At 65.4% G+C, this 14866-nt stretch carries 15 protein-coding genes; 6 read left to right on the top strand and 9 right to left on the bottom strand.

Features of this window, described 5'->3' with window-relative positions; all coding sequences use genetic code 11:
• Nucleotides 1-42: 42 nt before the first annotated feature.
• Genes B2790_RS06525 through B2790_RS06515 form a run of 3 tightly spaced genes read right to left on the bottom strand, consistent with a single transcriptional unit; the run spans nucleotide 43 to nucleotide 5651 of the window.
• Nucleotides 43-3189: an efflux RND transporter permease subunit gene (locus B2790_RS06525; protein ID WP_286918490.1), complete on the bottom strand. Its 3147-nt coding sequence runs from the start codon at nucleotides 3187-3189 to the stop codon at nucleotides 43-45.
• A 16-nt stretch (nucleotides 3190-3205) separates the two neighbouring features.
• Entirely contained in the window at nucleotides 3206-4405 is a 1200-nt protein-coding gene (locus B2790_RS06520; protein ID WP_286918489.1) for an efflux RND transporter periplasmic adaptor subunit, read from the bottom strand.
• Entirely contained in the window at nucleotides 4398-5651 is a 1254-nt protein-coding gene (locus B2790_RS06515; protein WP_286918488.1) for a TolC family protein, read from the bottom strand. The genes B2790_RS06520 and B2790_RS06515 overlap by 8 nt, the downstream gene beginning before the upstream one ends.
• Before the next feature lie 282 nt (nucleotides 5652-5933).
• Between B2790_RS06515 and aroQ the strand changes: the two genes are divergently transcribed.
• Nucleotides 5934-6383, top strand: a complete 450-nt coding sequence (gene aroQ, locus B2790_RS06510; RefSeq protein ID WP_085592233.1) for a type II 3-dehydroquinate dehydratase — start codon at nucleotides 5934-5936, stop codon at nucleotides 6381-6383.
• Nucleotides 6380-7228 carry a shikimate dehydrogenase gene (locus B2790_RS06505; RefSeq protein WP_286918487.1) on the top strand — a complete coding sequence of 283 codons (849 nt, stop codon included), beginning with the start codon at nucleotides 6380-6382 and terminating at the stop codon, nucleotides 7226-7228. The genes aroQ and B2790_RS06505 overlap by 4 nt, the downstream gene beginning before the upstream one ends.
• Nucleotides 7229-7347: 119 nt before the next feature.
• Here the strand turns inward: B2790_RS06505 and B2790_RS06500 are convergent, their stop codons facing one another.
• Together B2790_RS06500 and B2790_RS06495 are read right to left on the bottom strand one after the other, a co-directional pair.
• The gene (locus B2790_RS06500) at nucleotides 7348-7884 is read right to left on the bottom strand and encodes a thioredoxin family protein (RefSeq protein WP_286918486.1); all 537 of its coding nucleotides are present in this window, start codon (nucleotides 7882-7884) and stop codon (nucleotides 7348-7350) included.
• Entirely contained in the window at nucleotides 7874-8149 is a 276-nt protein-coding gene (locus B2790_RS06495; RefSeq protein ID WP_286918485.1) for a DUF2790 domain-containing protein, read from the bottom strand. Before B2790_RS06495 ends, B2790_RS06500 begins: the two co-directional genes overlap by 11 nt.
• A gap of 220 nt (nucleotides 8150-8369) precedes the next feature.
• Between B2790_RS06495 and B2790_RS06490 the strand changes: the two genes are divergently transcribed.
• The 4 genes from B2790_RS06490 to B2790_RS06475 all read left to right on the top strand — a co-directional run bounded on the left by B2790_RS06490 (nucleotide 8370) and on the right by B2790_RS06475 (nucleotide 11760).
• Nucleotides 8370-9110: a response regulator gene (locus tag B2790_RS06490; RefSeq protein ID WP_003250463.1), complete on the top strand. Its 741-nt coding sequence runs from the start codon at nucleotides 8370-8372 to the stop codon at nucleotides 9108-9110.
• Entirely contained in the window at nucleotides 9107-10393 is a 1287-nt protein-coding gene (locus B2790_RS06485; RefSeq protein ID WP_286918484.1) for a sensor histidine kinase, read from the top strand. Before B2790_RS06490 ends, B2790_RS06485 begins: the two co-directional genes overlap by 4 nt.
• A gap of 246 nt (nucleotides 10394-10639) precedes the next feature.
• Nucleotides 10640-11257, top strand: a complete 618-nt coding sequence (locus B2790_RS06480; RefSeq protein WP_025338500.1) for a ferric reductase-like transmembrane domain-containing protein — start codon at nucleotides 10640-10642, stop codon at nucleotides 11255-11257.
• A 14-nt stretch (nucleotides 11258-11271) separates the two neighbouring features.
• Nucleotides 11272-11760, top strand: a complete 489-nt coding sequence (locus tag B2790_RS06475) for a DoxX family protein (protein ID WP_286918483.1) — start codon at nucleotides 11272-11274, stop codon at nucleotides 11758-11760.
• Nucleotides 11761-11874: 114 nt separating this feature from the next.
• Here B2790_RS06475 and B2790_RS06470 read toward each other — a convergent pair whose 3' ends face one another.
• The 4 genes from B2790_RS06470 to B2790_RS06455 all read right to left on the bottom strand — a co-directional run bounded on the left by B2790_RS06470 (nucleotide 11875) and on the right by B2790_RS06455 (nucleotide 14685).
• Nucleotides 11875-12573, bottom strand: a complete 699-nt coding sequence (locus B2790_RS06470) for a DNA-binding domain-containing protein (protein ID WP_286918482.1) — start codon at nucleotides 12571-12573, stop codon at nucleotides 11875-11877.
• The gene (locus B2790_RS06465) at nucleotides 12566-13414 is read right to left on the bottom strand and encodes a DUF692 domain-containing protein (RefSeq protein ID WP_274079352.1); all 849 of its coding nucleotides are present in this window, start codon (nucleotides 13412-13414) and stop codon (nucleotides 12566-12568) included. Before B2790_RS06465 ends, B2790_RS06470 begins: the two co-directional genes overlap by 8 nt.
• A gap of 76 nt (nucleotides 13415-13490) precedes the next feature.
• Nucleotides 13491-13967 carry an EF-hand domain-containing protein gene (locus B2790_RS06460; protein WP_286918481.1) on the bottom strand — a complete coding sequence of 159 codons (477 nt, stop codon included), beginning with the start codon at nucleotides 13965-13967 and terminating at the stop codon, nucleotides 13491-13493.
• Nucleotides 13968-14130: 163 nt separating this feature from the next.
• A complete protein-coding gene (locus tag B2790_RS06455; protein ID WP_047932611.1) occupies nucleotides 14131-14685 on the bottom strand; it encodes a DUF4174 domain-containing protein in 555 nt (184 codons plus the stop codon).
• Between the last annotated feature and the right edge of the window lie 181 nt (nucleotides 14686-14866).

Here is a 14866-nt window from a genome sequence, read left to right as displayed (position 1 = left end):
ACGCCGAACCGCCGCGAAGGGCCGCAAAGCGGCCCCAGGGTCTCAACCCTCCTGCACCTCTTCGCGCCGATACGCCCACTGATACAACGCCGGCAACACCAGCAAGGTCAGTGCGGTGGACGACAGAATCCCGCCAATCACCACGGTCGCCAGCGGCCTTTGCACCTCGGCCCCGGTCCCGGTCGCCAAGGCCATCGGGATGAACCCCAGCGACGCCACCAGGGCCGTCATCAGCACCGGCCGCAAGCGCGTCAGCGCGCCCTCCTCGACCGCGGCCCGCAGCGTGCGCCCTTCCTCCCGCAGGCCACGGATAAAGGCGATCATCACCAGCCCGTTGAGCACCGCCACCCCCGACAAGGCAATGAACCCCACGCCTGCGGAAATGGACAACGGAATGTCCCGCAACCACAGCGCCAGCACCCCGCCGGTAAGGGCGAACGGGATGCCGGTGAACACCAGCAGGCCATCCCTGAGGTTGTTGAACATCATCAGCAACAGCGCCATGACCAGCAGCAAGGCCACCGGCACCACCACCTGCAGGCGCTCGGCCGCCGACTGCAGCTGCTCGAACTGGCCACCCCAGCGGGTCCAGTAACCCGGCGGTATCTGCACCTGCTCGATCAGCGTCTGCTCAGCCTCCTCGACGAACGAACCCAGGTCGCGCCCGCGCACGTTGGCACTGACCACCACCACCCGCTTGCCATCCTCGCGGCTGACCTGGTTCGGCCCCAGCTGCAGGTTCAGCGTGGCGACCTGCGACAGCGGGATGAAGCCTATTTGCCCGGCACCCGCAGCAGCACTGGCCGGCACCGGAATCAGCAGGCTGCCCAGCCCGTCGACATCGGTGCGCAGGGTTTCCGACAGGCGCACCACCATGTCGAAACGGCGGTCACCTTCGTACAGCGTGCCGGCCGTGCGGCCACCCACGGCAATGGCAATGGCGTCCTGCACATCACCCACATTAAGGCCATGGCGGGCCGCCTTGTCGCGGTCGATATCGATGGTCAGCACCGGCAGTCCGGTAGTCTGCTCGACCTTTACCTCGGACGCGCCCGGCACGCCTTGCAGGCTGCTGGCGATCTGCGCGGCGGTGCGGTTGAGCACGTCCATGTCATCACCGAACAGCTTCACCGCCACATCGCTGCGCACCCCGGAAATCAGCTCGTTGAAGCGCAGCTGGATCGGCTGCGACAGCTCGTGGTTGCTGCCCGGCACGCTGGCGGCGGCACGTTGTACCTCGGCGATCAGCTCATCACGCGGCTTGCCCGGGTCGCCCCATTGCTCACGCGGACGCAGCATCACATAGGCGTCGGAAATGTTCGGCGGCATCGGGTCGGAGGCGATCTCGGCGGTGCCGGTGCGGGCGAACACCCGCTCCACTTCCGGCACCTGGGCGATGATCGCCTGTTCCAGGCGCTGCTGCATGTCGACCGACTGCGACAGGCTGGTGCCCGGCACGCGCAGGGCCTGCAGGGCGAAGTCGCCTTCGCTGAGGCTGGGGATGAACTCGCTGCCCATGCGGCTGGCCATAACCCCGGACAACAACACCAGGGTAGCGGCGCCAGCGAACGCCAGCTTGCGCCGGCCCAGCACCCAGGCCAGCACCGGGGCATAGCGCTGACGCGCCGTGCGCATTACCAGGCCTTCCTCTTCCTTGACCTTGCCGGTGACGAACAGGGCAATGGCCGCTGGCACGAAGGTAACCGAGAGGATCATGGCACCAAGCAGGGCGATGACCACGGTAAAGGCCATAGGGTGGAACATCTTGCCCTCCACCCCGGTCAAGGCAAAGATCGGCAGGTACACCACCATGATGATCAGCTGGCCATAGATCAGCGGCCGACGCGCCTCACGGGCGGCAGCGAACACTTCATGGAAGCGCTCGGTGCGGGTCAGCATGCGGCCATGGCGTTGCTGGGCGTGGGCCAGGCGGCGGATGGCGTTCTCCACGATCACCACCGCGCCGTCGACGATGATGCCGAAGTCCAGTGCGCCCAGGCTCATCAGGTTGGCGCTGACCTTGTTGCTGAACATGCCGGTGAAGGTGAACAGCATCGACAACGGAATGACCATGGCGGTGATCAATGCAGCGCGGATGTTGCCCAGGAACAGGAACAACACGGCGATGACCAGAATGGCGCCTTCGACCAGGTTCTTCTTCACCGTGGCGATGGCCTTCTCCACCAGGTTGGTGCGGTCGTACACCGTCACCGCGACCACGCCCTTGGGCAGGTTGCGGTTGATCTCGTCCAGCTTGGCGGCGACCGCCTGGGACACCGTGCGGCTGTTCTCGCCAATCAGCATGAACACCGTGCCCAGCACCACTTCCCGGCCGTTTTCGGTGGCCGCGCCCGAGCGCAGTTCTTCGCCCAGGCCGACCTGGGCAACATGGCTGACGCGAATTGGCGTGCCATCGACACTGGAGATGACGATGTTGGCGATATCCTCGGCCGACGCCACCTGGCCTGGCGCGCGAATCAGCAACTGCTCGCCATTGCGTTCGATGTAACCGGCGCCGACGTTGGCGTTGTTGCGCTCCAGCGCCGCGATCAGGTCGTTGAGGGTGAGTTTGTAGGCCGCCAGGCGCTTGGGCTCCGGCGCAATCAGGTACTGCTTGGCATGGCCGCCGATGCTGTTGACCTCGGCCACCCCGGGCACGTTGCGCAACTGCGGCTTGATGATCCAGTCCTGGATTACCCGCAAGTCCGTCGGGGTGTAGGGTGTGCCGTCCTCCTTCAGCGCGCCCTGCTCGACTTCCACCGTCCACAGGAAGATTTCACCCAGCCCGGTGGAAATCGGCCCCATGCCCGCTTCGATGCCGTCGGGCAGCTGCTCACGCGCCACTTGCAGGCGCTCGTTGACCAGTTGCCGGGCGAAGAACAGGTCGGTGCCGTCGTCGAAAATGACCGTGACCTGCGACAGGCCCGAGCGCGACAGCGAGCGGGTCTGCTTGAGCCCGGGCAGGCCGGCCATGGCGGTCTCGATGGCGAAGGTGATGCGCTGCTCGGTCTCCAGCGGCGAATAGCCGGGCGCGGCGGTATTGATCTGCACCTGGACGTTGGTAATGTCCGGTACAGCGTCGATCGGCAGTTTCTGGTAGCTGTGGATACCCACCGCGGCCATCAGGACCACGGCCAGCATCACCACCAGGCGCTGCTCGATGGCGAATTGGATCAGGCGTTCGAACATGCAGGCGTCCCCGTGATCAATGGCTGTGCTCGGCCGAGCCTTTGCCCAGCTCGGACTTGAGGACAAAGCTGCCGGCAGCGGCCACCTGGGTTCCGGCGGCAAGGCCGGTGGTGATTTCCACCAGGCCGGCGTCGCGGCGGCCGGTCTTCACCGGGCGGGCCTCGAAGCCTTCCTCGGTACGGGCAAACACCACGGTCTGCTCCTCCCAGGTTTGCAGGGCACTTTGCGGTACCACCACGGCGGCGTTGAAACGTTCGACGCTGACCGCGACATTGACGAACAGCCCGGGGCGCCAGGCGCCGTTGGGGTTGGCCAGCGTGGCGCGGACAGTGGCAGCACGGTTCTGCTCGCCGAGCAGGCTGCCGACGTAGTTGACCTTGCCCTCGACCTGGGCGCCCAGGTCCGGCGCGCTGACCGTGACATTGCGGCCGGTGGTCACCTTGTCCAGGTCGCGCGGGGCGACGGCGAAGGTAGCCCAGACCCGGCTCAGGTCAGACAGGGTGAAGGCATTGCTGGTCTCATCGACCACCTCGCCCACGGTCAGGTGCTTTTCCACCACCACTGCATCGAACGGCGCGCGCAGTTCATAGCGGTTGCCAGCGCCGGCCGGACCCACGGCGGCAACCTTCTGCCGGGCGTTGGCCAAGGCAATCTCGGCTTCCTGCAACGCCTGACGGGCCCGCAGGTAATCCTGCTCGGCACTGATGCGTTCCTGCCACAGCTGCTGTTCGCGCTGGAAGGTCAGGCGCGCCAGTTCCAGGCGGCGCTGGGCAGCCTGTTGTTCGCTGCGCAGGTCGGAAATCTGCTGGCTGGCGATTACCGCCAGCACCTGACCACGCTTGACCGCCTGGCCCAGCTCGGCTTGCACCGACTCGACCACACCGGGCACGCGTGGCACGACGTGGGCGGTGCGGTCCTCGTCGAAGCGGATTTCACCCGGGAAGCTGATGGCGGTGCCCAGTTCACGAGGGCCGGCATCAACCAGTTGCACACCGGCAGCTTCGATCTGGGCGATGGACAGGTGCAGCTTGCCCTCCTCTTCTTCGTGGCCTTCGCCGGCCTGTTCCTCGCCGTGGCCGTGGCTGTCTTCGCCGTGGTCGTCGTGCCGGGCTTCAGTGCCTGACGCGTTGCCGAGGTTGCCGGTCCAGGCCAGGCCACCGAGGCCGAGCGCGGCAATGGCGGTAGCCAGAAGGGCTATCTTGCGTGGATTAGTCATTGTTGCTCCTGCTGTTCAATTTGTTGCTCAGCCCATCGAGGTCGCCATAGATCCGCTCGACCTGCGCCCGCGCGTCGGTCGCCGAGGCCAGCGCCTCGAGGTACAGCCCACGCGCCTCGATCAGCGTGCGCTGGGCGTCGAGCACATCGAGGAAGGCGAACTTGCCCATTTCGAAACCGCGTGTGGCGGTGTCCACGGCCTGCTCGGCAGAAGGCAGGATGGTGCGGTCATAGGCCTGCACTTCCTGCATGGCCGTGGCCCACTGGCTGACGGCGCTACGGGTTTCACTGCGCAGGCGCAGCTCCACGGCGTTGCGCAGGTCACGCGCCTGGTCGGCACGGCGGGCCGCGGCCAGCACGTTGCCCTGGTTGCGGTCGAACAGCGGCAAGGGCATCGACAGGCCCACCACATTGACCCGCTCGCGGTCTTCGCGGCTGTACTGGCTGCCAAGGCTGACGGTGAGGTTGGGAATGCGCAGGGCCTTTTCCGAACCCAGGGACGCTTCGCCTCGCTCGACCTGGGCGGCGGCCAGGCGCCATTCAGCCGTTTGCTCGACCTGGTCGAGCAGGGCGTCGGCGCTGGGCGCATCACCGGGGGACAGGTTGGCGGCCTGCAACTGGTCGAAGCTTGCCAGCGGGCTGCCGGTCAACCGTGCCAGGGCCTGGTAAGCCACACTGCGCTGGGTTTGCGCACGGCGCACTTCAGCCTGGGCCTGGGCCAACTGCACCTGGGCCCGGGTGGCCTCCACGGGCGATGACTGGCCAGCGGTCACCCGCCCCTGCACCGCCCGCAGCCCACGCTCGGTCAACGCCTGCGATTGCTGCGCCAGCTCCAGCGCGGTCTGCGCGCGCAGGGCCGCGTGGAACGCCTGCACCACATCGGCGCGCAGGCCGTTGCGCTGGCGCTCCAGGTCCAGCTGGGCAATGGCCTGACCGGCACCGGCCAGGGCGATGCGTGCACCGCGCTTGCCGCCCAGCTCCAGCGGTTGGCTGAGGGTGACAGTGGTGGTGCTGGTGTCACCGCGGGTGTCCTCGACCTCCCAGGACAGTTCCGGGTTGGGGATCAGCCCGGCCTGGCGCCGCTCGCCATCGGCAATGCCGATTTCCCGGCCGGCCGCGGCCAGCTCCGGGTTCTGGGCAAAGGCGGCGTCAAGCGCCTGGGGCAGGCTCAGGCTCTGGCTGGCCTGGGCGCTGGCGGCAACAGCCAGCAACAGGCAGAGCAAGGCGGTCTTGCGGGGGATGGGCACGAAACAGGTCCTCGTCAGCGAGCTTTGGCGAGGGACTGTAGAAAGCCGCGCTTATCGGGGCGGTGGCGGGAAAATTACAATTTTGTAATCAAGCTGCAGGCGACAAAGCTGGAGCCCTATGGAGTTCCTGTGGGAGCTGGCTTGCCGGCGATAGGGCCGGCACAGGCGATATCAAGTTCGATAATCGCCCACTTTTCCGGTACAGCGGCTTAGTCCGATTGACCAAACTAACCAGTCGGTACAAAACTAGACGCATCCAACAACAACAAAGCGATGCCCGTCATGAAGCCCCTCATTCTCGTGCTCAACGGCCCCAACCTGAACATGTTGGGCACCCGCGAGCCTGCCCAATATGGCCACGAAACCCTCGCCGACCTGGCTCAGGGCTGTGCCGATACCGCCCATGCCCACGGCCTGGAAATCGAATTCCGCCAAACCAACCACGAAGGCGAACTGATCGACTGGATCCATGCTGCCCGTGGCCGCTGCGCCGGCATCGTGATCAACCCCGGTGCCTGGACCCATACCTCGGTGGCCATCCGCGATGCCCTGGTGGCCAGCGAAGTGCCGGTAATCGAGGTGCACCTGTCCAACGTGCACAAGCGCGAACCGTTCCGTCACCTGTCGTTCGTATCATCCATCGCCGTCGGGGTCATCTGCGGCCTGGGCAGCCATGGCTACCGCATGGCCATCAGCCACTTCGCCGAAATGTTGCAGGAGCACAACGCGTGAGCCAGCAAGCCATCCTCGCCGGCCTGATCGGCCGCGGCATCCAGCTGTCGCGCACCCCTGCCCTGCACGAACACGAAGGTGATGCCCAGGCGCTGCGCTACCTGTATCGGCTGATCGATGCCGACCAGCTGCAACTGGACGACAGCGCCCTGCCCGGCCTGCTCGACGCCGCCCAGCACACCGGTTTCACCGGGCTCAACATCACCTATCCGTTCAAGCAGGCGATCCTGCCGTTGCTCGACGAACTGTCGGACGAAGCCCGCGGCATCGGCGCGGTGAACACCGTAGTGCTCAAGGACGGCAAGCGGGTCGGCCACAACACCGACTGCCTGGGCTTTGCCGAAGGCTTGCGCCGTGGCCTGCCTGATGTGGCACGGCACCAGGTGGTGCAGATGGGTGCCGGTGGTGCCGGTTCGGCCGTGGCCCATGCCCTGCTGGGTGAAGGGGTCGAGCGGCTGGTACTGTTCGAAGTGGACGCGGCCCGTGCGCAGGCCCTGGTGGACAACCTGAATGCCCATTTCGGTGCCGGGCGCGCCGTGGTCGGCAACGACCTGGCCATGGCCCTGGCCGAGGCGGACGGGCTGGTCAACACCACGCCGGTGGGCATGGCCAAGCTGCCGGGCACACCGCTGCCGGTGGAGCTGCTGCATGCGCGCCTGTGGGTGGCGGAGATCATCTACTTCCCGCTGGAGACCGAACTGCTGCGCGCCGCCCGGGCGCTGGGCTGCCGCACCCTGGATGGCAGCAACATGGCCGTGTTCCAGGCGGTGAAGGCGTTCGAGCTGTTCAGCGGGCGCCAGGCGGATGCGGCGCGGATGCAGGCGCACTTTGCCAGTTTCACCTGACAGACAGGGGTTGGCTTCTTCGCGGGCTTGCCCGCTCCCACAGGTACTGCGCAGATTTCACTGATTACGCAAATCCCTGTGGGAGTGGGCAAGCCCGCGAAGAGGCCGGCACAGACAACTCACCCTTTCTCATCCAGCAACGCCTGTATCACCTGCTCCTGCCCCCCATAATCCCCCTCGCCAAAGTGCACATGGCGCACCTGCCCCTTGCGGTCGACAAAGTAATGCGCCGGCCAGAACTGGTTGCCCCAGGCATTCCACACCTTGTAGTCGTTATCCACCGCCACCGGGTAAACAATCCCCAGGCTGGCCACCTTGTCACGCAAGGTGCCTACATCGTGCTCGTAGTCGTACTCCGGGGTGTGCACGCCGACCACCACCAGGCCCTGGTCGGCATAGCGCCGCGCCCATTCGTTCACGTGCGGCAGGCTGCGCCGGCAGTTGATGCAGTCCCAGGTCCAGAAGTCCACCAGCACCACCTTGCCCTTGAGCCCGGGGCCATCCAGCGGCGCCGAGTTCAGCCACTGGCTGGCGCCGGACAGCGACGGCATGGCACCGTAGCTGTCGCCGGCCATCAGGTGCCCGGCCAGGCCCAGGCCGGCCAGCGCCAGGGCAATACCGCCAACCTTCAACAACAAGCGGCGATCAATTCTCATGGCAACCGCCGGTGGCGTAGGTGCGGTACTGCACGCTCTGCTGCTGGCCCTTGGAGTCGAGGTAGTCCATGCGGGTGTTCACCAGGCCGCAGGCGTCGCTCTGGTCGTCCTGTATCGACAGCACTTTCTTCACATCCAGGTGGTCACCGTAGCGGTACTGCATGACCCCGCTGTCGTCCATCGGCATCGTGGAGGCCTGGGCGGCAATGGCGCCAAAGCTGAGCACGGCGAACAGGCTGGCACGGGCGAAGGTAATGAAGTTCATGGCATCTCTCCTGTGTAACGCTTGAGGGTGGGGAGTTGTGCTCCCCGGTCGAGAGCCATTTCACGCCGGCCAGGTATCCCGTATGTGTCGCCCGAAGCTGTGATGTGCTTCCTCCTGTGTCTGTACACATGCCAGATACACTGCAATACAAACCCCCGCAGGCAAGCGCGAATGCGCTCGGTACACTGCGCCCATCCCTTCTTGCACAGGAACGCAGCGCATGGAACACGTCGATCACATCCTGATCGTCGACGACGACCGCGAAATCCGCGAACTGGTCGGCAACTACCTGAAGAAGAACGGCCTGCGCACCAGCATCGTCGCCGACGGCCGGCAGATGCGCGCCTTTCTCGAAGCCAACAGCGTCGACTTGATCGTCCTGGACATCATGATGCCCGGCGACGACGGCCTGTTGTTGTGCCGCGAGCTGCGCGCCGGCAAGCACCGCAACACCCCGGTGCTGATGCTGACCGCCCGCAACGACGAAACCGACCGCATCATCGGCCTGGAAATGGGCGCCGACGATTACCTGACCAAGCCGTTCTCGGCCCGCGAACTGCTGGCCCGTATCAACGCCGTGCTGCGCCGCACGCGCATGCTGCCGCCCAACCTGACCATCAGCGAAAGCAGCCGCCTGCTCGGCTTCGGCCAGTGGCGGCTGGACACCACCGCGCGCCACCTGCTCGACAGCGAAGGCACCCTGGTAGCCCTGAGCGGTGCCGAATACCGCTTGCTGCGGGTGTTTCTCGACCACCCGCAACGGGTGCTCAGCCGTGAGCAGTTGCTCAACCTGACCCAGGGCCGCGAAGCCGACATCTTCGACCGCTCCATCGACCTGCTGGTCAGCCGCCTGCGCCAGCGCCTGGGTGACGACGCCCGCGAACCCAGCTGCATCAAGACCGTGCGCAGCGAGGGCTACGTGTTCTCGCTGCCGGTGCAACTGCTCGAGTCGCCATCATGAAGTGGCCACGTACACTGGCTTCGCGCCTGGCACTGATCTTCTTCACCGGCCTGGTGCTGGCCTACGGCCTGTCGTTCGGCCTGCAGGCCTACGAGCGTTACATCAGCAGCCGCTCGATGATGCTCAGCACCCTGGAGCAGGACGTGGCCACCTCGGTGGCCATCCTCGACCGCCTGCCCGCGGCCGAGCGCGCCGCCTGGCTGCCGCGCCTGGAGCGGCGTACCTACCGCTACCGGCTGGACCAGGGCCTGGCGGGCGAAGCCATGCCGACCAGTGACCCACCCATGGCCGCCGACTCGATCGTCAAGGCCATTGGCGCCGACTATCGCCTTTCCTTCCAGGAAATACCCGGCCCGAATGCGCACTTCCAGGCACACCTGACCCTGGCCGATGGCGCACCGCTGACCATCGACGTAACCCCATCGCCGGTCCCGGTGGCACGTTGGCTGCCCGTGGTGTTGCTGATCCAGTTGGCCGTGCTGTTGCTGTGCACCTGGCTGGCGGTACGCCTGGCGATCGGCCCACTGACCCGCCTGGCCCGTGCGGTGGACAACCTCGACCCGGACAAGCCTGGCGTGCAGCTGGATGAAAGCGGCCCGCGCGAGGTGCGCTATGCCGCCGTGGCCTTCAACGCCCTGCAGGCGCGCATCGCTGCCTACCTCAAGGAACGCATGCAGTTGCTGGCGGCCATTTCCCACGACCTGCAAACACCGATCACGCGCATGAAGCTGCGTGTCGAAGTGATGGACGAAGGGGTGGAAAAAGACAAGCTGTGGAGCGACCTGGGTGAAATGGAACACCTGGTGCGCGAAGGCGTGGCCTATGCCCGCAGCATGGACACCAGCACCGAGGCCCCGTGCCGGGTCAACCTCGATGCCTTTCTCGACAGCCTGGTGTTCGACTACCAGGACAGTGGCGCCCAGGTCAAGCGCCATGGCAGCAGCGGCAGCCTGCTGGAAACCCGCCCGCATGCCCTGCGCCGGGTGCTGGTGAACCTGGTGGACAACGCCCTCAAGTTTGCCGGTGCTGCCGAACTGGAGGTGTGCCGCGAGGGCGACAAGACGTTGATCCGCGTGCTCGACAACGGGCCAGGCATACCCGGTGGCGAACTGGATGAAGTGCTCAAGCCGTTCTATCGCGTGGAAGGTTCACGCAACCGCAGCACCGGCGGCACCGGGCTGGGGTTGGCGATTGCCCATCAGCTGATCCAGGCCATGGGTGGCCGACTGACCCTGAGCAACCGCGCAGGCGGCGGGCTGTGCGCGCAGATCGAGCTCAAATGACAGTTTGTGGGAGCGGCCTTGCGTCGCGATAGGGCTGCGCAGCAGCCCCAGGTTTTCAGCTTCGTCGCATGAATTGCCGGGGCCGCTTTGCGGCCCTTTCGCGACGCAAGGCCGCTCCCACAAAAAGCAGGTGGAGCTTGAAGTATCAGTACACTCCGATACACAACCCCACCACCGCCGACACACTGCAGATACCCCACCCCGACACACTCCCGGTCACACAACCACACTCCGGGAGCCTCCCTGATGAAACCCCTCACCCTTCCCTCCGGCTGGAAGCTGTTCGCCACGCTCGCCGGCCTGACCTTGGCGATGACCGCCGTGGTCCTGGCCAGCCAACCTGATCCGGACGGCCTGCGCAGCGCGATTCGTGCCACTGCGCGCAGCTCCTTCGCGCTATTCCTGCTGGCCTTCCTGGCCTCGTCGCTGGTGACCTTGCTGCCTGGCACCAGCAGCCGCCGCATCCTCCAGGAACGGCGCTATCTGGGGTTGGCATTCGCCTTCTCCCACACCGTGCACGGCGTACTGATCTACCGCTATGCCCAGCAATTCCCCGAGCTGTTCTGGGCCGGCCGCACGCTCACTTCCAGCCTGCCCGGCACCCTCGGCTACCTGTTCCTGCTGCTGCTCACCATCACCTCGTTCAAGGCCCCGATGCGCCTGTTGGGTGGCCGTGCCTGGCAGGCCCTGCACAGCACCGGCATGTGGGTACTGGCCGCGGTGTTCTGCCTGTCGTTCTACAAACGCATCCCAATGGGCGGCTGGTACCCGCTGGCGTTCGCCCTGATGTTCAGCGCCATCGCCGTCAAGCTCACCGCCAAGCTGGCCCGCCAGCAACGCCGTAACGCCCGTGCCCTTTCCTGAAGAGAGAAACCAGCATGACCACCTTGACCCGCACCCTGACCACCTTCGACCGTTTCGGTACCTGGAGCGCCGACCTGCCGTTGCGGCTGTTCCTGGCCTGGGAATTTTTCGAATCCGGCTGGGAGAAATTCAATGGCAGCAACTGGTTCGTCGACCTGCAAGCGAACTTCCCGTTCCCCTTCAACCTGCTGCCTGCAGAGCTGAACTGGCAGCTGTCGATGTGGGCGGAGCTGATCCTGCCGTTACTGCTATTGCTGGGGCTAGGTACCCGGCTGGCCTCGTTGGGGCTGATGGTGGTGACCGTGGTGGCGATTGCCGCGGTGCATTGGCCGGCGCACTGGTCGAGCCTGGCCGAGCTGGCCCAAGGGTATGCGATTACCGACCAGGGCTTTGGCAACTTCAAGTTGCCGCTGATCTACCTGGTGGCGTTGCTGCCACTGCTGCTGAAAGGGGCTGGGCGGTTGAGCCTGGATCATTGGCTCAGAAGGCGGTTCTGCAGGTGATATCGCCGGGGCTGCGTTGCAACCCATCGCGACACAAGGCCGCTCAGGGGATCGCGTACCTCTGTAGCGGCCTTGTGTCGCGATAGGGGCGCAAGGCGCCCCCCGTACCCGCACTCAACCTGTACCGATGATGACCCCCTGCTCGCGCAATCCCTCCAGCAACGCCACCCCCTCCTCCACAGCACCGCCCAACGCCTGCAACCGAGCCCGCCCACTGCCCTGCTCCAGCGCCAGCAACCGGTACGCCAGCGGCGCCAGGCGCGCGAAGCGCACCTTCAACCCCGCATCGCGATAAACCAGCAACAAGGTCGGCGCCTCTGGCGCCACCGCTGGCTGGTAATCCGCCCCGATCCGCTCCACCGGCCAGCGATAGGCCAACACCCGTGCCACACACGACAACAGTGGCTCCCCTTCCAGCAGGTCGCCTGCCGGGTCATGGGCCGGGTCCTCGGCATCGCTCAGATACAACTGCGACTCGACCCACTCATAGTGCGCCAGCTCCAGCTGCCAGGGCGCATCCAGCTCGATGCCTTGCAGGTAATCGACGAACGCTTGGGCAATCTCGGTGAACAACGGTGTCTGGCTGCGATAGTTGGCATAGAAATCTCGCACTCGAGCATGCCAGCGCGGTTCGCCCAACGCCTGGCGCATCACCGGAAAACTGCCGGCCAGCAAACCTTCGATAGCACCATAGAACAGCTCGCGGTAAACCTTCAGGCGCCGGGCCTCCACGCCTGGTGGCGGCGCATGGCGCTGCGGGTCACGCAGGTGCCGGGCCAAGGTGTACTGCTGCTCACGCAAGGTCTCATTCATTTGCATGCCCTCCCGCAGCACGCTGCACAGTGCGGATGCGCGCCGCCTCGGCGAGCAGTTCGGCCAGCGGCGGATAGTTGAAATCACGCTCGAGCACGGTCGGTTGCGCACCGAAGCGCGCACAGGCGACCGCGTACAGCGCCCACACATCCTCCTTCACCGCAGCCCCATGGGTGTCTACCTTGAGGTCCGGCGCTTCATCGTAATGGCCAGCCACATGCATGCCGGTCACCCGCGCCTGGGGCAAGCCCGCAAGGAATTCGCGGGCGTCGTAGCCGTGATTGCAGGCATTGACGAAGACGTTGTTGACGTCCAGCAGCAGGTCGCAGTCGGCCTCATCGAGTACCGCGCGGATGAACTCGAGTTCACTCATCGCCTGGTACGGTGCGGCGTAGTAGCTGATGTTTTCCACGGCAATGCGCCGCTCCAGGTATTCCTGGGCCTGGCGAATCCGCGCGGCCACATGGCGCACCGCTTCGTCGGTGAATGGAATGGGCATCAGGTCGTACAGGTGCCCGTCATCACTGCAGTAGCTCAGGTGCTCGCTGTACAGGCGCACCTGGTGGCGATCGAGAAACTGGCGGGTGTGGCCAAGGAAATGGCGGTCCAGCGGCTCGCTGCCACCCAGCGACAACGACAGCCCGTGGCAGGTAATGGCAAAACGCTCGGCCAACTGCGCCAGGCCCTTGCCGTAGGCACCGCCCACGGCAACCCAGTTTTCCGGTGCGCATTCCAGGAAGTCCACGGCGCCAGCCTCCATGGCCAGCAGTTCCGGCAGCAGGCCGCGACGCAGGCCTAGCCCGGCCTCTAAAGGTACAGGGGACAAAGATGTGGGGTGCATGAAAAGGTCTCCGCAACAGGCACAACGCCCCGCCTGACCAGCAGGAGGGGCGTTGCGCGGTTCATGGGGCAGAAGGTCAGGACTTGCCGGTCAGGTGGCTGAACAAGCCTTCGGGCATGGCCTTGCCATTAGCCTGGTAGATCGCCTTGAGGTGATCCGCCGCCTCCTGTTCGGAGATGAAGCCATCATGGTTGCTGTCGATCTTGTCGAAGTCGCCGGCACGGTCCTTGGCCACCGCCAGGAACTCGTCGCGCGAGACCTTGCCGTCGTGGTTGCTGTCGGTCTTGGCGAACGAGGCATCACCACACTTGCCTTCGGCACCGGCCTTGGCGCTGGCGCCGCACTTGCCCTCACCGCATTTGCCTTCGCCCTGGGTGGCCTTGGCGCTGCCACCACATTTGCCTTCACCACACTTGCCCTCGCCTGCCACCTTGGCCGAAGCCAGCTGGTAACCCTGGGCCAACGGCTCGACGGCAAAGGCGCTGCTGCTCAATGCCATGCTGCCGATCAGGGCAGCGCCGAGCAGGCCGAGGGTGTTTCGTACTTGAGTCATGGTGTCGCTCCACTGTGGTTGGAATGTGGAGCCATTAGGCCGTTGCGGTATGTCGTGGATGTATCGCGCGGGGTGCGGTTTTGTATGGGAATGGGTCTGCAGCGTGGGCAGATACAGTGGGATACACGACGGCCCCAAGGTGCCTCGGGGCCGTCGTGCAGGGTCAGTCTTCCAGCGGCTTGGGCGGCGCGGCAGGTTTGGCGGGCTTGGCGGGCTTGCTGTCCTTGGCCTTGGGTTCCGGTGCCGCCGCTGCCACAGGCTCCGGCGCCGACACGGCTTTTTCGCTGGCGGGCAGATCATCGACCGCCTTGAGGATCACCTGCGGGTCGATAGCCCCTCCCTCTTCGTCGTCCTTGAGCATGTGCCGCTCACCGTCCTTGCCCACCAGGATCACCTTGGTGCCTTTGCTGGCACCCAGCTTCAACTCGCGGATCAGGGCCATGGTGGTCTGCTGCTCGAGGTTCTTGTCCTCACGCTTGCCCATCATGTTGGCAACGCTGTACACCACCAGGTTGCGCTCTTTGAAGGCGGCCTGGGTGGCCGGGTCCTTGAGGGCCTCGTTCAACCCACGCAAGGTCGGGTCGGCGCTGCTGGGCGCAATGACGACCAAGGGCCTGGCCTTGCCCAGTTCCTTGGCCAGCGGCGCGTCACTGTCGGCAGCAAACACAGGGCCGACGAGCGCGAGCAAGGTGGCGAGGGTCAGTGACCGGACGAGCATGCGTATCTCCTTATTCTCTCGATAAACCAGAAGACTACAGATCAGGGCGAAAGATCCGACGGGCGAGCGTAAACCAGCACGAGGCCTCCATGTTTGAATGAACAGTAACCGGCGGTTACCAAGTGCGCTCATTCCCTGTCCCGAGCCCCCAAAATACGTCTATCACGCGTAAATTGAGCAT

It is taken from the genome of Pseudomonas sp. UBA6753, assembly GCF_002453565.1.
Lineage (GTDB): Bacteria > Pseudomonadota > Gammaproteobacteria > Pseudomonadales > Pseudomonadaceae > Aquipseudomonas > Aquipseudomonas putida_Z.
Note: the sequence above shows the minus strand (reverse complement) of the source record. Positions and strands in the feature narration are given on the sequence as shown.